The organism is Rhodococcus sp. FH8, assembly GCF_019266085.1.
GTDB classification, from domain to species: domain Bacteria; phylum Actinomycetota; class Actinomycetes; order Mycobacteriales; family Mycobacteriaceae; genus Rhodococcus_F; species Rhodococcus_F qingshengii.
In genome coordinates, this window is record NZ_LPNQ01000084.1 from 161,148 (window position 1) to 182,461 (window position 21,314).

A 21,314-nucleotide genomic window follows, 5' to 3' on the forward strand; every position below is an offset into this window, starting at 1 on the left:
GTCAGCCGCGCACGTCTTGGACCTCGATCAGAGCGTCCAACTCTGCGTCGACGTCCGGGGCCGCGTGACGACCCGTTCCGACCGCAAGGTTGATCACGGGTCCGATCGCCTCCAGACCTGCCTCGGTGAACATTTCGGCGTGTGACGTGGGCACCGGACGGTCGATGATCACCCCGGAGACGAACGGTCGCCACGCCGACGCGGTTCGCAGCGGGTCGAAGGTGTCGGCGTGTGCCGAGAAGAACAGCAGATCGCCCACGAACTTGCCCGGGCGGTATCGGTGAGCCAGTTCGGCGCCTGCGGAGTATTCCTCGAACAGTCGCTCGATTCGATCGCTCGAGACCAAGGGGTGATCGCCGATGGCTTCGCGCAAGAGTGCTTCGGCGTCCTCGGGTGTCAGATCACGCTCGCCGGTGTCCGGGACCGAGATCCCCAACCCGCCGATCAGTTCGGCGAGAGAAGGCTGCGCGCCCGCCATCGTCTGGTCTTCGAGAACGAAGCTGTCGAGCAGAATCAGGTCGGCGACGCTCTCACCCGCGGCTTGCAACTGCACCGCCGCCGCGTGAGCGATCAATCCGCCGATCGACCACCCCAGCAGGTGATACGGACCGTGCGGCTGAACTCCGCGAATTTCCTCGACGTACCGCGCCGCGAAGTCCTCGATCAGCTCCGCCCGAAATTCGGAGTCCGTCAGGACCGGCGACTGCAGGCCGTAGAGCGGCCGGCTGGAGTCGACGTAGCGATCGAGCGCTCCGTAGCACCAGGCCAATCCGATGGCCGGATGGATGCAGAACAGTGGCTCGGCGCGGCCTTCCGGACGTAGTGGCAGGACTACCGCAAGTGCGGAGGTATCCGCGTCACTTGTCACAACTGTTGCCTCGAGTTCGAAGAGTCTGCGCGCCAATGCCTCCGGAGTCGGGTCGGAGAATATCCACGCGACGGGGACGGTCATGCTGGTGCGTTCTTTGATGGCAGCGACCAAACGCGTTGCCATGAGTGAGTTGCCGCCGAGTTCGAAGAAACTCGAATCGGCGTACGTGTCTACGTCGGCCAGATCGAGTACCTCTGCGAAAGCAGCGCAGATCGCGATCTCGTCGCTGCCTTCCGGACTGCGTCCACTCGGCGACTCCCAGTTGGGAGCAGGCAGAGCGCTGCGATCGAGCTTGCCCGCCGGTGTGGTCGGGACTGCGCCGATCACGACAACAGCGGACGGGATCATGTACGCAGGCAGCGATATACCTGCGTGACGGCGCAGCGCGGCGGCGTCGAAGTCCGCATGTGCCGGGACGACGTACGCGACGATCCGAGCGTCGACGCCCTCCCCGACGACGACGCTGACAGCCGAATGCACGGACGCTTCCGCTGCCAGCACCGCGTCGATTTCTCCGAGTTCGATTCGGAACCCTCGGATCTTGACCTGGTGGTCTGCGCGTCCGAGGTAGATCAGTGCCCCTGAGCGATCTTCGCGCACAAGATCCCCGGTGCGGTACATCCGAGCGCCTTCGGGTCCATGCGGGTCGGCGACGAAGCGCGCGGCTGTGAGTGCGGGGTTGCCGAGGTACCCGCGGGCGAGACCGTCGCCGCTGACGTAGAGCTCACCGACGACCTGGCCGGGAACCGAGTGCAGTCGGGAATCGAGAATCATCGCGTCCACGCCGCGGATCGGGCCGCCGATCGTCACGGGCTCCCCCGCGACCAGCGAATCACTGATGGTGACTGCGACGGTGGCCTCGGTCGGGCCGTACGCGTTGAACATTCGGCGCCCCGGTGCCCACCGAGATACGAGGTCGGCGGAACAGGCGTCGCCGCCGACGACGACGGCTTCGAGATGGTCGAGCCCGGCGGGATCGACAGTCGCCAAGGCGGCTGGAGTCACGAAAGCATGGGTGATCGTCTGCTCGTCGAGCAGTTCGTGCAATTCGACACCGCCGAGAACTGTCGGAGGCGCTATCACCATCGTTGCGCCGGCGCCGAAAGCCAGAAGGAGCTCGAGAACCGACGCGTCGAAGCTCGTCGAGGCGAAGCTCAGAGCGCGAGAGTGCGCGGTGACGCCGAAACGCTCCCGCTGTTCGTCGGCAAACGCTGCCAGTCCCGCGTGAGTGACCACCACGCCCTTGGGTTTTCCTGTCGAGCCCGAGGTGTAGATCAAGTAGGCCGGGTTGTCGAACTCGAGTGGCGCGTCCGGCAGTGTCTCGGAATGGACTGCCTCGATTTCGGTGGTGAATTCGATCGCATCCAACTCGATCCACGATGTGACGCCAGGAAGGTCGGCCGCATACTCGCCCCTGGTGATACCGAGTACCGCTCCACTGTCGGTGAGCATGTGCTCGATCCGCTCGGCGGGGTACGCCGGATCCACGGGAAGAAACACTCCGCCGGCTTTCGCTACGGCCCAGAGCGCGATCACATAGTCGGCCGACCTCGGAAGCGCCAGTGCCACAATCATTTCCGGCGCTATTCCGCGAGCGATCAACGCAAACGCCATAGCGTCGGAGCGTCGGTCGAGTTCGCCGTACGTGAGCGAGACGGATGTGGCGACGTCGACGATTGCCGGAGCGTGCGGATCGGCAGCGCCGCGAAGCAGCAACTCCGGCAAGGTCAAAGCATTACCGGCCGGACGTCCGGGCAACGCACGCAGGCGACGTCCCGCAAGATCCACGTCACCGACGACGGCGGAGGGCTGGGCAGTCAGTGTCTCGACGATCGTTTCCAGCATCACTGCAAACGACTCCGCCGTATCGGTGTCGAAGAGATCCTTCGCGTAGGTGAGGGAGGCCTCGTAGCCGCCGCCTTCCTCCGCGGTCTGTTCGACAACGGTGAACTGCAGGTCGTACTTGGCGATGTCCGGTGTGATCTCGTGGGCACGAACGGCAAGTCCAGGCAGGTCCCACGTCGTCGGGTGGGCGCCGTGGAACGAGATCATCGTCTGGAACACCGGATGACGGTCGGTGCTCCGGGTCGGCGCCACCACGTCCACGACCTGCTCGAACGGAATGTCCGCGTGGGCGAAGGCGTCGAGATCGACGGAGCGGACAGTACGCAGAACGTCGACGAACGTCGACCCGGGATCGACCGTCGTGCGCAGTCCGACCGTGCCCACGAACATTCCCACGAGGTCGTCGAGAACTCGGTGTCCTCGCCCGGCGACCGGAGATCCGATCACGATGTCGGTGCTTCGACTCAGCCTGGACAGCAGGACGGCATAGGCAGCGTGCAGCACCATGAACGGCGTCGCCGCATTGGCTCCGGCAACCGCCTCGACCGCGATCCGGGTGTGCGCCGGAAGCGAGACCGCCGTGTGGGCACCGCTTAACGACTGGGTGCGCGGGCGCGCTCGATCGCTCGGAAGGTCGATCAATTCAGGTGCTCCCCGCAACGTCTCCCGCCAATACGACGCCTGTGCCCCGAGCACGCTCGCGGATTCGTTCACCGAGCCCAGCGCTTCCCGCTGCCAGATGGCGAAGTCCGCGTAATGCACCTCGAGCGCGGTGAACTCGGGAGCGTGTCCCGAACTTCTCGCGACGTAGGCGGTGAGCACGTCCTTCATCAACGGCGCGATCGACCATCCGTCCGCCGCGATGTGGTGGATCACGATGACAAGTGTGTGTTGCTGCGGCGTCGATTCGAGCAGGAGCGCGCGAACGGGAGCTTGGGTCGTGATGTCGAATCCACGCGACGCGAATTCTCTGGCGAGCTCTGCCGGTTCACGGGTGTCCGCATTTCCGTACTCGAGCGAGGTGAATGCATCCTGGATCACCTGGTGTGGACCGGTGCCGGAGTCGGGGAACACCGTGCGCAGGATTTCGTGCCTTTCGATCACGTCGAGGACCGCAGCTTCGAGGGCCGGCACGTCGAGTGCACCGTCGAGGGAGATCGCAGCAGGGACGTTGTACGCGGGTGAGCCGGGATCCATCTGGTTGAGGAACCAGATGCGTGCTTGCGCGTAGGACAGCGGAATTCGCTCGGGGCGGTCTACGGCGGTGATCGGTGGAAGCGCCTTCGCCCCGGCGGATGTGTCGAGCGCGGTGGCAAGTTCCCGAATTTCGGGGTGCTCGAACAGCATTCGGACAGGCACCTGCCTGCCCAACGACTCGCCGAGTCGCTGGGCCAGTCTGGTGGCGAGCAGTGAGTTGCCACCGAGTTCGAAGAAACTGTCCGACGCACTGATCTGTTCGATACCCAGCAGTTCCGCCACGACGCCGGCAACCTGGAGTTCGGTCGCGGTCGTCAGCGGCTCGACACTTCGCTCGGACGAACGCAGTGTCGGCGCCGGCAGCGCCGATCGGTCAAGTTTCCCGACGGGGGTCAGCGGTACGTGATCGATCGGGGTGATCGCCGACGGCACCATGAAGGCGGGCAGTGAGCGGCGCGCATGGCTCAGCAACTCGTCCATCTCGACCGCATCGGCACCGAGCACTACGTACGACGCCAACATCGTCTCACCGGAAGCTGCGTCGACGCCCACGGTGACCGCGAACTCGACGCCGGGGTAAGTGCTGAGGACGGAGTCGATCTCGCCCAGTTCGATGCGGAATCCGCGCACTTTCACCTGGTGATCGGAGCGTCCGACGTATTCGATCGTCTCGAGCGGCGTCCACCGAACCAAGTCACCGGTCCGGTACATGCGGGTGCCGGCCGGGCCGAACGGCGCTGCCACGAATCGCGTCGCCGTCAAGGCGGGTTGGTCGAGGTAGCCGCGGGCAAGTCCCAGGCCGGCGATGTAGAGCTCACCGGTGACCCCGACGGGTACCGGCTGAGCCGAGCCGTCGAGAATTACCGCGGACACGCCGCGGACGGGCCCGCCGATGGTCACAGTCTCCCCCACGCTCAAGGCATCACTGATGCAGACCATGACGGTGGTTTCCGTCGGCCCGTAGCCGTTGAACAATCGGCGACCCGGTGCCCACTTACGGACCAGTTCGGGTGGGCATGCCTCGCCACCGACAACGATCGACTGCAAGACGTCCAGCCCGGTGGGATCGACCGAGGCCAGCGCTGCCGGTGTGATGAACGCGTGGGTCACCTGGTGATCGGTGACCACTTCGGCGAGGTCCTGGCCGCCGTAGACGTCGGGAGAGGCGATCACCATCGTCGCGCCTTCACCGACTGCGAGCAGCAGTTCGAGGATGGATGCGTCGAAGCTCGGTGAGGAGAAGTGCAGCGTCCGCGACTGCGCCGAGATGCCGTAACGCGCCGTCTGCTCGGCCGCCAATGCGCTCAGGCCACGGTGAGTGACGCTGACACCCTTGGGCTTTCCCGTCGATCCGGAGGTGTAGATGATGTAGGCGAGGTTGTCGATTCGGATCGGCGCGGCCGGAACCGGCTGCCCGACACCGTCGCCGTGGATGTCGTCCATTGTCATCCACGGAACCGGGCGGGGCAGTGATTCGATCACCGCTTCCGTCGTCACTCCGCGAGTGGCTCCGGAGTCGGTGAGCATGTGCAGAATGCGATCGGCGGGGTATCGCGGATCGACCGGAACAAACGCGGCGCCGGTCAAGGAAACGCCCCACAAGGCGACGATCGAGTCGATCGAGCGCGGAATCGCGATCGCCACAATGTCTTCGGCACCGATCCCTTCCGTGGTCAGACGGCGGGCAAGCGCCGATGCACGGGCGAAGAGATCTCGGTAGAGCACGGTGGTGTCACCGGATCGAAGGGCCACCGAATCGCCTGAACGGGTGGCGGTCCGCGTCAATATTTCGGCCAAGGTACGCGAGGCTGTCCACGCCGGACCGCGAACCGGCATCAGCGACGCCCGCTCGAGGGTGCTGAGGAAATCTAGGTCGCCGATCGCGGTCTCCGGATCTGCGGCGACGGCGCGGGCCACCGACTGCACACGCGCGGCGATCGTTTCCGCGGTGGCAATGTCGAAGAGCGCCTCGGCGAACCTGAGCGACCCGGTGATCTCGGTCTTCTCGGAATCGCCTGCCAGCAGGGTGAACTCGAGGTCGAACTTCGCGACGGACGGTTCGAGTGCTTGCGCTTCGAGATGCGCGTCGTGGACCGTGACCTGCGGCGAAACCACGTTCTGGTGATACGACAGCATGACCTGGAACAGGGGGTGTCGCGTAGTCGACCGGTCGAGATCGAGGGCGTCGACCAGCACCTCGAAGGGCAGCTCGGGGTGCGCAAAGGCGGCAAGGTCGCGTTCACGGACGACCTCGAGCAGAGAGGTGAACGGCGCTCGGTGATCGACCGGCGTGCGAAGCGGTACCGAATTGACGAACATCCCGATCAGGGAATCCAGCTCGGGTCGCCCGCGGCCTGCCACCGGGGTGCCGACCACCACGTCGTCGGTTGCACCGAGACGCGCGAGAACAACCGCCAGGATCGCGTGTACGACCATGAACTGCGTCGAGCCACTGCGCCTCGCCAAGGCGGCGAGTCGCTCCCCGGTCGCCGCGTCGATGACGATCGGCACCGATCCGACGGCGGTCGTGGAGACAGATCCGCGTGGGCGATCGACCGGTAGCAGTACCTCGTCCGGGGCACCAGCCATGGCAGTGGTCCAGAAGGTCAGTTCGCGGGCAACCAGAGACTCCTGGTCGCCGACCTGTCCGAGCGAGTCTTGCTGCCACACCGCGTAGTCGGCGTACTGCACGTCGAGCGGTGTGAAAACCGGGGCGTCTCCAACGACGCGTGCGGAGTACGCCGCGACGAAATCTGTCGCAAAGGGAGTCAGGGACCAGCCGTCGAAGGCGATGTGGTGGATGACGACGACCAGTACGTGAGCGCCAGCGTCCTCGCGCACCAGCATGGCCCGAATCGGCAGATCCGAACCGAGATCGAACCCACGCGCCGCGAACTCCGTCGTCGCCGCGTCCACACCTTCGGATCCGCAGTAGCGCTCGACGGAGAACTGCACGTCGGAGAGCGCTCGGATGACCTGGCTCGGGCCGTCGGCGCTGTCGACGTAGATCGTTCGAAGCACCTCATGGCGTGCAATGACGTCCGCAAGCGCCTCCTCGAGTGCATCGCCGTGGATGTCTCCGGTGATGCGGATCGCGAACGGAATGTTGTAGAGCGCGGACTGGGGGTCGAAGCGATTGACGAACCACAGGCGCTGTTGCGCGGCGGAGAGCGGTAGGCGGTCCGGCCGAGCGCCGGCGCTCAGGGCAGGTCGATCGTCTGATTCTTCGGCGCTCGCCGCCAGACGTGCAGCAAGCGCTTCGACGGTCGGCGCTTCGAAGATCGAGCGAACGTCCACGGTGAGTCCCGTCGCTGCGCTCAACCGCGCGGACACCTGCGTCGCGACGAGCGAGTTGCCCCCGAGATCGAAGAAGCTGTCTCCGGCCCGGACCTCGGGCACGTCGAGCAGTGAAGCGAACACGTCGGCAACGGTTCGTTCGAGTCCGGCCTCGGGTTCACGGCCCGTTCCGAGGATTTCGCGCGGTATCGGCGTCGGCAACGCTCTGCGATCGAGTTTGCCGACCGGAGTCAACGGAATGGCGTCGATCGGGGTGATCGACGACGGAATCATGTACCGCGGCAGCGTGTCGGCGAGTCCCACGAACAGCGACTCGATATCAGCGTCGCCGCTCAGCAACACGTACGACGCCAGAGTGGTACCCGCGGCGGATTCGACGGGAATCGTCGTGGCGAACTGGACGAGAGGGGAATCCATCAGAGCAGCGTCGATCTCGCCGAGTTCGATGCGGAACCCGCGGATCTTGAGCTGATGATCGCTGCGGCCCACGTAGCGAAGGGTCAGGTCCTTGGTCCAGCGGACCAGGTCACCGGTTCGGTACATCCGGGCACCGGGCGTCGAGTACGGATGCGCGACAAACCGATCCGACGTCAGCGCGGGACGAAGGTGGTAACCACGTGCAAGGCCCGGCCCACCGATGTACAGCTCGCCGACGCCGCCGATCGGGACCGGTTGCAGCCGAGAGTCGAGCACCACGGCGTCGATTCCGCGGATGGGACCGCCGATGGTGATCGGCTCCCCCGGTGAGAGTGGGTCACTGATGGCAACCATGACGGTGGTTTCGGTCGGACCGTATCCATTGTGCAGTCTGCGCCCGTTGCCCCAGCTCGAGACCAATTCCGGCGTGCACACGTCGCCGCCGACGACTACGCATTCCAGTGCCGTCACGCCCGCCGAATCGACGGTCGCCAGCGCAGCCGGAGTGATGAAGGCATGAGTGACCTCGTGGCCTCGGAGGAACTCGCTCAACGCCTCCCCTCCGTAGATGTCGGGAGGGGCGATCACCATCGTCGCGCCGGTCGAACCGGCGAGCAGTAGCTCGAGTACGGCGCCGTCGAAGCTCGGTGACGCAAAATGCAGAGTTCGCGACCCGGCGGTGATCCGGTACCGATCCTGTTGTTCGCGAGCAAGATTGGCCAAACCCGCGTGAGTGACGACGGTGCCCTTCGGCACTCCGGTCGAGCCGGACGTGTAGATGACGTACGCGGCCGACGCCGCAGTGATCGACGCTGTTCTGTCAGCGTCGTCGATGGCAGCGTCGGAGTAGGCGGCACATTCTGCAACCGTGTCCGCGTCGCCGAGGTCGATCCAGACTGCGACGTTCCCACCGGCTGCCGGACCGGCCGCAACCTCGGCGGACCGAATTCCGATCCGCACACCCGAATCCGCGAGCATGTGCGCAACTCGATCTGCGGGATAACGGGGATCGACCGGGACGAAAACGCCACCGGCTTTGGTGACCGACCAGACTGCGAGCACGGAGTCGACCGATCGGGCGACGGCCAGTGCGACCGGTGTCTCGGGGCCGACTCCCAGGTCCATGAGGTATCGAGCGATCCGATTCGATCGACGCTCCAGCTCCCCGTACGAGAGTGAGCGCTCGGAGTCTTCGAGGGCGATCGCGTCGGGATACTTCCTCGCGGTGTCCCCGAGGATCTGCGCCAGCGTCGATTCGCCCACCGAAGCCACACCGCGTCGCGGCAACGTCGCGGCACTCTCCCGCGATCCGAGTACACGAAGGTCACCAACCGATGCAGTCGGTTCCGACACTGCCGATTCCACGAGGGTTACGAAGTTTCGCGCCAACGCTTCGACGGTCGCGTTGTCGAACAGGTCGGTGGAATAGGTGAACGTGGCATCGATTCCTGCTGCGGCCCCGGCCTCGTGACGTTCGGTGACGGTGAGCTCGAGGTCGAACTTGGTCAGCCCCGTCTCGACTGCCCGCGCCGTCATCGACACCCCTGCCAGTTCGGCTGTGTGAGCGGTGGTTATCCGCGAGGTGATGGCCGCTTGAAAGACCGGGTGGTGTGCGGGCGAGCGGTCCAGTTCGAGCGCGTCCACGACCACGTCGAAAGGCACGTCCGCATTGTCGAAGGCATCCACGTCGACGGCCCTGACCTGTGACAGGTATGCGGCGAACGTTGCGTCCCGATCGACGACGGTCCGCAGGGCAAGAGTGTTGACGAACATGCCGACGAGCAGATCGAGAGATCTGTCCCCTCGTCCGGCCACCGGTGTTCCGATGACGATGTCGTCCGTGCCGCTGTACCTGGCCAGAAGCAGGGCGAAGCACGCGTGCAGGGCGATGAACGGCGTGGCGTCGTGATCGGCGGCAAGTACAACGAGCTTCTGATGCGTGGAAGCGCCGATTCTGATGTCGACTCCGGCTCCGCGCATGGTCGGGTCGAGTGCGCGCGGACGGTCCGTCGGCAGGTGGAGCTGCTCGGGCGCTCCCGCCAGCTGCTGCTTCCAGAACGCGATCTGTGAGTGGGCAAGTGAATCGGTGGATGACGCGTCGCCGAGGTGTTCTCGGTGCCAGAGCGTGTAGTCGGCGTACTGCACCGGAAGGGGTGCCCACTGCGGGCTGTTGCCGCCGACGCGGGCGGCGTAGGCGCCGGTGAGATCAGCAGCCAACGGCGCGAGCGACCAACCGTCGGCCACCATGTGGTGCAGAACCACTACGAGGACAGCTTCCTCGTCATCGCCTTCCTTCTCGGCGGCGACAGTGATCATCAGGTAGCGCACCGGACGTTCGCGGACCAGATCGAAACCGGCCGAAGAGAATTCGAAGATCACTCTCTCGAGGCTTCCGCGTTCCACGTCGATCGACTCGAGCCCTGCGATCCCCTCGCCCAGGCCCAGAACCTTCTGCGTCGCGTTGTCCCCGATCTGAGGAAACACGGTGCGTAGTGACTCGTGACGTGTCACGACGTCCACGATCGCGGCACTGAGTGCGTCGGGATCGACGGCGCCGCGCAACGACACCGCCAGTGGAATGTTGTACGCACCTGATTCCGGTGCCACGCGGTTCAGGAACCACAGTCGCTGCTGCGCGGGAGCGAGAGGCAGTTCAGGCGGCCGGGCCACGACCTGAATACCGTCGGCGTCCGGGGTCTGTGCCGCACGCTCGATCGTCGCCGCGATCCCGGACACCGTGGGATGGTCGAAGAGTGCACGCAGCGGCATTTTAACCCCGGTGGCTTCGGTCAAGCGCGCTACCGCCGTCGTCGCTACCAGCGAGTTTCCGCCCAGATGGAAGAAATTATCGTCGAGTCCGAGCGGTCCACTACTCAGGATGTCAGCCAGAACCGCCGCAACCTTGCCCTCGGTCGGGGTCGTCGGGGGTCGGAAGACCTTGGTGGAGGCCAGGATAGGCGAAGGCAGCGCACGCCGGTCCAGTTTTCCGTTGGTGGTCAACGGAATCGAATCGAGGACCATGAAGGCATCGGGAACCATGTAGGTCGGGAGGGTTTCGGCGGCGTGAGCTCGGAGGGCTTCGGCGTCCACGACGTCGGAAGCGGTCACATAGGTCACGAGAGCGCCGCCCGCCGGCGTCGGAGCCACAACCGTCACGGCGTCGTCGATTCCCGGCGCGCTGAGGATGACGGAGTCGATTTCGCCGAGTTCGATCCGGAATCCGCGGATCTTGACCTGCGCGTCGCCGCGTCCGAGGTACTCGAGTTGTCCGGGCGCAATCCATCGTGCGCGGTCGCCGGACCGGTACAACCGTCGTCCGCCGGCATTGAACGGATCGGCGACGAACCGGCCCGCGGTGAGGTCTGGACGGCCCAGATAGCCACGGGCGAGTTGACCGCCCGCGACATAGATCTCCCCCGCGATCCCCACCGGGACCGGGGAGAGATGCTCGTCGAGCAGGTACACACGAAGTCCGTCGATCGCGTCACCGATCCGGCTGCCGGTCAGCGCACTCGCGCTCGCCCGGTCGAGTTCGAGATGGGTGACGTGCACCGTCGTCTCGGTGATGCCGTACATGTTGACGAGTGCAGGCGCGGATTCCGTGTGACTTTCGTACCCCGGGTGATTGTCGTACCAGCGCCCGAGTCGACGCAGGTCCAAGGCTTCGCCACCGAAGATCACGTACCGGAGCCGGGTCTCCGAATCGGCCCGAAGGTCGGCTTCGATGTACTGGTAGAAGGCCGAGGGCGTCTGATTGAGCACGGTGACGCCTTCTGCGGCGACCAGCGCCCGGAAGGCGTCAGGGTCGCGTGATACCTCGTGATCGACCAGGACCAGCGTTCCGCCGTGGAGCAGCGCGCCCCACAGTTCCCACACCGAGAAGTCGAAGGCGAACGAGTGGAACATCGTCCACACGTCGTTGCCGTCGAATCCGAATTCGACGTGCGTGTTCTCGAACAATCGCACCACAGTGGCGTGGGTGACGGAGACACCTTTGGGTCGGCCCGTCGACCCCGAGGTGTAGATCACGTACGCCAGATTGTCGGCTCCGTGTCCGCGCGAGCGCTCATCGGTTTCCAGACTCTCACCGGAGTATTCGTCGGATTCGACGCCGACGACCACCACGTCAGAGTTCGGGAAGGCGGAGTTCGGGAAAGTGGAATCGGAGATGACGCACACCGGTTGCGCATCCTCGACCACGTATGCCAAACGCTCGGCGGGGTGTGCACGATCGAGTGGGAGGTATCCGCCGCCGGCCTTCACTACCGCGACAGCGGCAACGATCATGTCCACGGATTTCGGCAGCATGATTCCGACCAACGACTCGGATTGCACGCCATGATCGACGAGCTTGCGCGCCAACTGATTCGATCGTCGATCGAGTTCGCGGTACGACACGCGCTCGCTGCCCGCGACCACGGCGATCGCTTCCGGGGTCGCCCGAATGCGGTCGGAAAGGATCTCGGAGAGCGTTCGGACCGGGGTAATCGGCAGAACGGGCGGCACCAGCGCCTGGCGCGCCTCCGGGCGCAGTAGATCCACTGAGCCGAGCGCCGAGTGCGGAGTACCGACCATCGCGGTCAAGATTCGTAGATAACGGTCGGCGAGGTCCTCGGCTTGCTCTTTCGTGCCGAGCCAATCCAGAACACCGGAGATCGGCTGATCGAAATCGGCATGCTCACCAGTCGGAATCGCCAGGGAGACAAACAGTTCCGGCACGGTGGCCAGATCCGATCCGATAGGCGCACCGACCATGAGCCCCGGAAATCTCGGGTGAGCATCCAGCGGCTCCTCGAAACAGACCATCGCCCGGAACAACGGGCCCGTCTCGACCCAGCGGCCGTCACCGAGTGCGGCGGTCACCGAAGACAGAAGAATGTCTGCGTGTTCGAGAGCTTCGATTGCGACGGTGTCCACCGCACCGACCAGGTCGGTGAGCGTCATGGTGTTCGACACCGTCGAGCGAAGCACCAACTGGTTGGCGAACATCGAGACGAAATCGTCCGGATTGGAGGCGCCGTACCCTCGGACCGAGACGCCGATCGACACCTCGTCGGCCGAACCGACGCGGCGCAGCAGTCCGGCCATCGCAGACTGGAACAGCACGAACAGACTCGTGTTCATCGTCGTCGCCATCGTCTCGAGGCTCCGGCAGAGGCCTGCCTCGATCTCGAGGGGCGTGGACGTTCGACCGGATCCGGCGACGACCGGCAAACCCAGTTCCTCGGCGGGGTTCGACAAGGTCGCAGACCAGTACTCGACGTTGCGGGCGTGTTGAACTTCGGCGATCCATTTACCCGCGGCGTCGGGGTCGATATCCATCAATCGAGTTCCCGATTCCGCAGCGCAGAACAAGTCGAGGAACTCGAGGAAACGCCGGTGGTGACGCGAGATGTCCTCGTTGGTGTACAGGTCTGGATTCGCGGCGAAGTCGATCTGGATCTCTTCGGCTGCGGAAGTCTGATAGACGTTGACGGAGAGGTCTTCGATCGGCCCGGTCGAGATCACGTTCAGTTCGCCGTGCGCGTCCCCGAGAGTGATTCCGGAATGGAACAGCATGAGGTTGATCAACGGCCCGTGGAAGCCTCGTCCGTCGGCGATGCTGTGATCACCGGCGTTGAGGTCGCGTCGTAGGTCCTCGTGGCGGTACTTCTGATGACGCAGTGCGCCGGTGAGTTCGATCTTCACCTCGTGCAGCAGGTCCCCGACCGCGAAATGCGGATCGACGCTCGCACGTATCGGGACGACGTTCGACATCATTCCGCCGGACCTGCGAGCAGCTTTTGTCGTCCGCCCCGAGACCGGCAGGCTGAGGACCACGTCGCGGGTCCCGGTGGCCCGGGCGAGGTAAGCCGCCAGTGCACCGATCACCACTGACGACGTCGTCACGTCGTGGGCGGCGGCCAGCCGTTCGAGGGAGCTCCGCAGTTCCGTAGGTACCGTGGCCGACCGTAGGCGTGACCATGCCTGCGACGGAGCAGTCGAGGACGCGAGCGAGGTTCCGCCCGGCTTGTCGGCCATCTTGGTGTTCCAGTAGTCGCGATCGCGTTCCCACCGGGTTGAGCCCAGATAGTCGGCCTCTGCCTTCACCAACGATTGGAGGGGGGCAGTTACCGCTGGGGGAACTGGCAGATCCCGCACCGCGGCGGTGTAGATCTCGGCTGTGCGGTTCATCATCGACATCGCGCCGAAACCGTCGAGCGCCACATGATGAATACGGCTGTACCAGTAGTAATGGTCGTCGCGAAGCACCAGGACTGCCAGCCTGACCAGACGATCGGTGAACGGATCGATGGCGGTGGTGTGCTCTCTGCGCATCCATTCCTGCGCTGCAGATTCCGGATCCGATTCGGCGCGAAGATCGACCACGTCGAGGGAGTCGTCCATGTCGAGATCGAGCCACTGACGCGCAACCCCGTCCACCTCGACCAGGCGCAGATATCCGGAGCCGATCTCACGACCGGTCTGTTTGCTGGCAGCGGTCAGCAGCTCGATGTCGAGTGGGCCGTCCACGTCCACGTACTGAGCGATGCTGACGGGAATCTCGGGTCGAAGCTGTTGTGCGACAAGCAGGGAAAGTTGCGCGGCAGAAAGAGGGAAGGTGAGTTCGTCGTCCGGACGAGCTGCGGAAACGATTCCTCGGTCGGGACTGCCATCCACACGAATCTCCCTCTTACAACTTGATCATGATGCAAACAGGTTTATGCGTCCGCTGGACGCTTCGAACTGATCGGGGCACTTCGAAAATGAGACGAATACTTTGGAAAGCTCGGGTGGAAACTGGCTAATCGCCCGCCGGAGATCACATCGTGACAATCAGCTGCGATGTTACCGATCAGTCAGCTTCCAGCAAATATTCATCAAACAACCATTTGGGACTATTGTCCTGAATATCATGGCTAAAACGGCCCTATATAACAAACCGAAGCGCCGGTACCCGACGAACGGGCACCGACGCTCCGGTGAAATGTATTCAGTTGATCGTGCCGAGGTTGCTTGTCAGACCGTGAAGCCGAGTGCGCGCAGTTGCTCGCGTCCGTCTTCGGTGATCTTGTCCGGTCCCCACGGCGGCAACCACACCCAGTTGATCTTCATGTCGGTACACAGATCGCTACGCACAAGTGCGCCGCGCGCCTGGTCCTCGATCACGTCGGTCAACGGGCACGCCGCCGACGTCAAAGTCATGTCGATCGTGACGACACCGTCGTCTTCGAAGAGTCCGTAGACCAAGCCGAGATCGACGACGTTGATTCCCAGTTCGGGATCGACGACGTCGCGCATCGCTTCTTCGAGTTCGTCGAGTCGCTCAGGCGACGGGACAGTGCCACTGCCCTGTGCGCCACCGAATTCCGCAGTGGAATCGGGATTCGGATTCACCGGAGCGCCGACCTCGGCGTCCTGCACTGGTTGTGTCTCGGTCATGATCCCTGTCCTTCAGTCGTGTCGACCAATTCACTGCTGCTGTCCGCCGTCGTCACAGCACTGCCGTCGACAATCTGGACTACAGCATCCTTGAATGCCATCCATCCGAGCAAGGCGCACTTCACGCGTGCCGGATACTTCGAGACTCCGACGAACGCGATACCGTCGCCGAGAACGTCCTCGTCCCCCTCGACGGTGCCCCGACTGCTCACCATCTCGTTGAACGCCGTCACCGTCTTCAGTGCGTCGGTGACCTGCATCCCGATGACGAGGTCGTTGAGCACCGACGTCGACGCCTGGCTGATCGAACAACCCTGACCGTCGTACGAGACGTCGGAGACCGTTCCGTCCTCGGAGATCTGGACGCGCAACGTCACCTCGTCGCCACACGTCGGGTTGACGTGGTGCACCTCGGCGCCGAACGGCTCACGGAGTCCGCGGCCGTGCGGATGTTTGTAGTGATCGAGGATCACTTCCTGATACATCTGCTCCATGCGCATGATTCAGTTCAACTCCCCTGCGACACCGAAAAATTCCTGCGCACGCTTGATCGCGGCAACGAGAACATCGATTTCCGCGGTGGTGTTGTAGAGCGCAAACGACGCACGGGCCGTCGCAGCGACACCGAACTTACGATGCAGCGGCCACGCACAATGGTGTCCGACGCGAATCGCGACGCCCTCGTCGTCGAGGATCTGTCCGAGGTCGTGGGCGTGAATACCGTCCACGACAAAGGAAATCGCTCCGCCGCGGTTCTCGGACGTCTGCGGTCCGATGATGCGCAGACCTTCGATCGGCGACAACTTTTCGAGAGCAGCCTCCACCAACACGTGCTCGTGCGCGGCGACGGCGTCCATCCCGAAGGTGTTCAGGTAATCCACGGCAGCGCCCAACCCGACCACCTGTGAGGTCATCGGTACGCCGGCTTCGAAACGCTGAGGCGGTGGCGCGTAAGTGCTGACCTCCATGGTGACCGTCTCGATCATCGAGCCACCGGTGATGAACGGAGGCATTGCTGCCAGCAGTTCACGACGGCCGTAGAGAACTCCGACCCCCGAAGGGCCGAGCATCTTGTGACCGGAGAACGCCGCGTAGTCCACTCCCAGTTCGTGGAAGTCGACCGCCATGTGAGGCACCGACTGGCACGCGTCGAGCACGACGAGTGCACCGACGGCGCGTGCTCGTCGCACCAATTCCTCGACGGGCGCGATCGCGCCGGTCACGTTGGACTGGTGGGTGAACGAAACGACCTTCACCGCGTCTGTCAGCTCCAGCGAATCGAGATCGATCCGGCCGTCGTCGGTGACTCCGTACCACTTGAGCGTCGCACCGGTTCGGCGCGCAAGTTCCTGCCAGGGAACGAGGTTGGCGTGGTGTTCGAGTTCGGTGATGACGATTTCGTCGCCAGGACCGACATGGCGGTCGAAGCGATCGTCACCGAGAACGTAGGTCACCAGATTGAGAGCCTCGGTGGCGTTCTTGGTGAACACCAACTCGTCCGAATCCGCGCCCACGAAAGAAGCGATGGTGGCGCGAGCATTCTCGTACGCGTCCGTCGCCTCTTCTGCGAGCTGATGAGCACCCCGGTGTACTGCCGCGTTACACGTGGTCAGGAAGTCCCGTTCGGCATCGAGAACCTGGACCGGACGCTGCGAGGTAGCGCCGGAATCCAAGTACACCAAAGGTTTTCCGTCGCGCACGGTTCGCGCCAGGATCGGGAAGTCGGCCCGAACCGCTGTGACGTCGAGCTCGCGCACCGAGGTGGTCATCGTGATTACGCTCCCTGGGTAGCTGCGGTGTCCGCGGTGAAACGAACGTAGCCGTTGGTCTCGAGCTCGTCGGCCAGCTCCGGTCCACCGGACTCGACGATGCGGCCACCGACGAACACGTGAACGAAGTCGGGGTTGATGTAGCGCAGAATGCGCGTGTAGTGCGTGATCAGCAGAACGCCGCCGTTCTCGCGCTCCTTGTAGCGGTTGACGCCTTCGGAGACGGTGCGCAGAGCGTCGACGTCGAGGCCGGAGTCGGTCTCGTCGAGGATCGCGATCTTCGGCTTGAGCATGCCCAACTGCAGGATCTCGTGGCGCTTCTTCTCGCCACCGGAGAAGCCTTCGTTGACCGAGCGCTCGATGAACGAGGGATCGATCTCGAGCTCGCTGAGGGCTTCCTTGACTTCCTTGACCCAGTGGCGCAGCTTGGGAGCCTCGCCTCGCACGGCCGTAGCGGCGGTGCGCAGGAAGTTGGACATGGAAACGCCGGGAACCTCGACGGGGTACTGCATGGCCAGGAAGAGCCCGGCACGTGCACGCTCGTCGACGCTCATTGCGAGGACGTCTTCACCGTTGAGGGTGATGGAGCCGGACGTGACCTGGTACTTGGGGTGACCGGCGATGGCGTACGACAGAGTCGACTTGCCGGAGCCGTTGGGGCCCATGATCGCGTGGGTCTCCCCGGAGCGGACCGTCAGGTCGACGCCCTTGAGGATCTGGATGGGCTCGGCGTTGGCATCGGAGTTGGCGACCTCGACGTGCAGGTCACGAACCTCGAGGACCGAGGTGGTGGTGTTGTCACTGGTAGACATGAAATTCCTTCAAGATGAGGCGGGCGAGCGTAGCGACGGGGTGGTGTCGCAGGCGGGGCGGTCAGGAGCCGACGGCTGCGAGTTCGGCTTCGACTGCGGCTTCGAGGCGATCGCGCACCTCGGGAACAGCGATCTTGTTGATGATTTCGTGGAAGAACCCACGTACGACCAGACGACGAGCCTGATCCTCCGGGATACCACGAGCACGCAGGTAGAACAGCTGCTCGTCGTCGAAACGTCCCGTTGCACTTGCGTGGCCGGCCCCGACGATCTCACCGGTTTCGATTTCGAGGTTCGGAACCGAGTCGGCGCGGGCGCCGTCGGTCAGCACCAGGTTGCGGTTGAGCTCGAACGTGTCGGTGCCGTCCGCTGCGGCGCGGATGAGAACGTCGCCGATCCACACGGTGTGCGCGTCGGGCTTGCCGGATCCGGGATCTCCCTGAAGCGCACCCTTGTAGACCACGTTGGACTTGCAGTTGGGCTGCGAATGGTCCACCAGCAGACGCTGTTCCAGATGCTGGCCGGCGTCGGCGAAGTACAGGCCGAGCAGTTCGGCGTCGCCGCCCGGTCCGTCGTACTTGACGGTGGCGGACAGGCGAACCAGGTCGCCGCCCAGGCTGATCGAGGTGTATCGAAGCACTGCGTCGCGGTTCAGGCGAGCGTGGTGTGACGTCACGTGAACTGCGTCGTCCGCCCAGTCCTGGATGGCCACCACCGTCAGCTGCGCACTGTCACCGAGAACGAATTCGATGTTCTCCGCGAAGGTTCCGCTGCCGCGCTGGTCGATCACGAACGTCGCCTTGGCGAACTGCGCCAGACGAATCTGGGTGTGTCCGTAGGCGACGTTGTCGACTCCGGGGCCGGTCATGGTGACCACGACGGGCTTCTCGACCTCGACCTCGGCGCCAACCGAGATGACCGTTGCCGTCTCGAAGCTCGAATACGCCTGCGCTGCAATGCGATCAGCGGGAACGCCGGCTTTGCCCAGACGTGCGTCGTCACGGCCGACGGTCTCGACGGTGATGTCGCTTCCGCCGTCGACCTCGACGGTGACCTGTCCGTTGGCGACGGCGCTGCCGTCGTGCAATCCCCGGAGACGACGCAGCGGGGTGAACCGCCAGATCTCGTCACGTCCGCCGGGAACCTCGAAAGCATTGACGTCGAACGAGGAGAACTGCTCACCCTTGTTCGTGATGGGTGAGCCTGTGGCTGCACCCTTTACAGGAGCGGTCGGGTTCTCCCCGGCAACAGCTCCGATGACTCCGGTCTCTGGCGTGGTCACTAACCCACAGCCCCTTCCATCTGAAGTTCGATAAGGCGGTTGAGCTCGAGCGCGTACTCCATCGGGAGTTCCTTCGCGATGGGCTCGACGAATCCACGCACGATGGTGGCCATCGCCTCGTCCTCGGTCAGTCCGCGGCTCATCAGGTAGAAGAGCTGATCGTCACTGACCTTCGAAACGGTGGCCTCGTGACCCATGGTGACGTCGTCCTCGCGGATGTCGACGTACGGGTAGGTGTCGCTTCGGCTGATCTGGTCGACCAGCAGAGCGTCACACTTGACGGTCGACTTGGAGCCGTGGGCACCCTTGTTGACCTGCACCAGACCGCGGTACGACGCACGTCCACCACCACGGGCGACAGACTTGCTGATGATGGTCGAGGACGTGTGCGGCGCGAGGTGGAGCATCTTGGCGCCGGTGTCCTGGTGCTGGCCCTCGCCGGAGAACGCAACGGAGAGAACCTCACCGCGGGCGTACTCGCCCATCAGCCACACGGCCGGGTACTTCATGGTGACCTTGGAGCCGATGTTGCCGTCGACCCACTCCATGGATCCGCCGGCCTCGACCTTGGTGCGCTTGGTCACCAGGTTGTAGACGTTGTTGGACCAGTTCTGGATGGTCGTGTAGCGGCAGTGGCCGCCCTTCTTCACGATGATCTCGACGACGGCCGAGTGCAGTGAATCGGACTTGTAGATCGGCGCGGTGCAACCCTCGACATAGTGCACGGAGGCATCTTCGTCGACGATGATCAGGGTGCGCTCGAACTGACCCATGTTCTCGGTGTTGATGCGGAAGTACGCCTGCAACGGGATGTCCACGTGGACTCCCGGCGGAACGTAGATGAACGAGCCACCGGACCACACGGCGGTGTTCAGCGCGGAGAACTTGTTGTCGCCGGCCGGGATGACCGATCCGAAGTACTCCTTGAACAGCTCCGGGTGCTGCTTGAGACCGGTGTCCGTGTCGAGGAAGATGACGCCCTGCTCCTCGAGGTCCTCACGGATCGAGTGGTAGACGACCTCGGACTCGTACTGAGCTGCGACGCCGGCAACGAGGCGCTGCTTCTCCGCCTCGGGGATGCCGAGCTTGTCGTACGTGTTCTTGATGTCCTCGGGCAGGTCTTCCCACGACTCGGCCTGCTTCTCGCTGGACCGGACGAAGTACTTGATGTTGTCGAAGTGAATACCTTCGAGGTCGCTGCCCCAGTTCGGCATCGGCTTCTTGTCGAAGGTGCGCAGCGCCTTGAGGCGGATGTCGAGCATCCACTCGGGCTCGCTCTTCTTGGCGGAGATGTCCCGCACGACAGCCTCGGACAACCCGCGCTGCGCGCTGGCTCCGGCTTCGTCGGAATCGGACCAGCCGTAGCCGTAATGACCGAGGGACGCGATGGTCTCTTCCTGCGTGAGCGGCTCGGTGCCTGCTGCCGCAGTGGTAGTCGCCTGGTCTGATGTGACGGTCATGCGAGCTCCTTCCGGAGTCTTGTTTCTTGACGGCTGCTCGGGCTCAGCGAGGGCTGGTCGCTGTGGTCGAGCAGTTCTGACTTTGAAGAACTAGCTGAAAAATCTCTATTCGAACGCTGCACGGTGGCAACGCTCTGTAGAACACTCTGGTCCGGTCATCTACTCCCGGTGGACACGAGGGGCACGTGCGTCGTGCAGGCGCAGTCACCGTTGGCGATGGTCGCCAGACGCTGAACATGAGTCCCGAGCAATTGCCGGAATGCTTGCTGCTCTGCCTCGCATAGTTCCGGAAACTCTTCTGCCACATGGGAAACCGGGCAATGGTGTTGGCAGATCTGCACGCCGTTGCCGACCGGCCGGGTCGACGCTGCGAACCCCACCGCATTGAAGGCTTCGGCGATTGCGTCCGCTGTCGCCTCGACGTTGTCGACATCTGTCGGATCAGCCGGTTCGACGTCTCCGACGATCGCCTGGACCCGACGCTTGGCGAACTCCTCGATTGCCGCGTCTCCGCCGATTTCACGGAGTTGCCGCATCGCGGCTCCCGCCAGATCGTCGTAGGTGTGGCCGAGGCGGCCGCGACCGGTCGCGGTGATCTGGAACTGCTTGGCGGGACGACCTCGTCCACGCTGACGCAGCGACGACGCCGAAGCAGTTCGGGCTTCGCCGGACTCGATCAACGCATCCAAGTGACGTCGGACACCTGCGGCACTCAAACCGAGGCGCGTGCCGATTTCGGAGGCGGTAATAGGGCCTTCTTCGAGTAGCAGCTTGACCACTGCCGCCCGCGTCTGACCTTCGACGCTCACCGTCACCGGATTTGCGGCAGCACTCGGCGAGGCCGCTACAGTGGGCTGACCTGCAACTTCCTTGCTTCGAGGGTCTGACGCATTTCTTTTCACAACACAAGTGTGACGGAATTCTTTTCGCAGGTCTACTAAG

8 protein-coding genes are annotated in these 21,314 nt (G+C 64.0%); all 8 read right to left on the reverse strand.

The genetic code is table 11. The annotated features are described in order from the left end of the window. Position 1: 1 nt before the first annotated feature. The 8 genes from ATN38_RS31235 to ATN38_RS31270 all read right to left on the reverse strand — a co-directional run bounded on the left by ATN38_RS31235 (position 2) and on the right by ATN38_RS31270 (position 21,274). Entirely contained in the window at positions 2-14,287 is a 14,286-nt protein-coding gene (locus ATN38_RS31235; RefSeq protein ID WP_218749337.1) for a non-ribosomal peptide synthetase, read from the reverse strand. A gap of 339 nt (positions 14,288-14,626) precedes the next feature. After that, the gene (locus ATN38_RS31240; RefSeq protein ID WP_003944963.1) at positions 14,627-15,049 is read right to left on the reverse strand and encodes a metal-sulfur cluster assembly factor; all 423 of its coding nucleotides are present in this window, start codon (positions 15,047-15,049) and stop codon (positions 14,627-14,629) included. Next, complete coding sequence (gene sufU, locus ATN38_RS31245; protein WP_003944894.1) at positions 15,046-15,549, reverse strand: Fe-S cluster assembly sulfur transfer protein SufU; 504 nt, start codon at positions 15,547-15,549, stop codon at positions 15,046-15,048. The genes ATN38_RS31240 and sufU overlap by 4 nt, the downstream gene beginning before the upstream one ends. A 3-nt stretch (positions 15,550-15,552) precedes the next feature. Then, positions 15,553-16,818: a cysteine desulfurase gene (locus ATN38_RS31250; protein WP_218749338.1), complete on the reverse strand. Its 1,266-nt coding sequence runs from the start codon at positions 16,816-16,818 to the stop codon at positions 15,553-15,555. Positions 16,819-16,823: 5 nt separating this feature from the next. Beyond that, positions 16,824-17,630, reverse strand: a complete 807-nt coding sequence (gene sufC, locus ATN38_RS31255; protein WP_003944795.1) for a Fe-S cluster assembly ATPase SufC — start codon at positions 17,628-17,630, stop codon at positions 16,824-16,826. 61 nt (positions 17,631-17,691) lie between these two features. After that, a complete protein-coding gene (sufD, locus tag ATN38_RS31260) occupies positions 17,692-18,912 on the reverse strand; it encodes a Fe-S cluster assembly protein SufD (RefSeq protein ID WP_218749339.1) in 1,221 nt (406 codons plus the stop codon). Further along, the gene (gene sufB / locus ATN38_RS31265) at positions 18,912-20,372 is read right to left on the reverse strand and encodes a Fe-S cluster assembly protein SufB (protein ID WP_003944799.1); all 1,461 of its coding nucleotides are present in this window, start codon (positions 20,370-20,372) and stop codon (positions 18,912-18,914) included. Before sufB ends, sufD begins: the two co-directional genes overlap by 1 nt. Before the next feature lie 155 nt (positions 20,373-20,527). Next, positions 20,528-21,274, reverse strand: coding sequence for a metalloregulator ArsR/SmtB family transcription factor (locus ATN38_RS31270; RefSeq protein WP_269455348.1), 747 nt, complete (start codon positions 21,272-21,274; stop codon positions 20,528-20,530). Between the last annotated feature and the right edge of the window lie 40 nt (positions 21,275-21,314).

Coding starts and splice junctions, on each gene's coding strand:
- ATN38_RS31240 (WP_003944963.1), bottom strand. CDS start 15,049: ATGACCGAGACACAACCAGTGCAGGACGCCGAGGTCGGCGCTCCGGTG.
- sufU (WP_003944894.1), bottom strand. CDS start 15,549: ATGCGCATGGAGCAGATGTATCAGGAAGTGATCCTCGATCACTACAAA.
- ATN38_RS31250 (WP_218749338.1), bottom strand. CDS start 16,818: ATGACCACCTCGGTGCGCGAGCTCGACGTCACAGCGGTTCGGGCCGAC.
- sufC (WP_003944795.1), bottom strand. CDS start 17,630: ATGTCTACCAGTGACAACACCACCACCTCGGTCCTCGAGGTTCGTGAC.
- sufB (WP_003944799.1), bottom strand. CDS start 20,372: ATGACCGTCACATCAGACCAGGCGACTACCACTGCGGCAGCAGGCACC.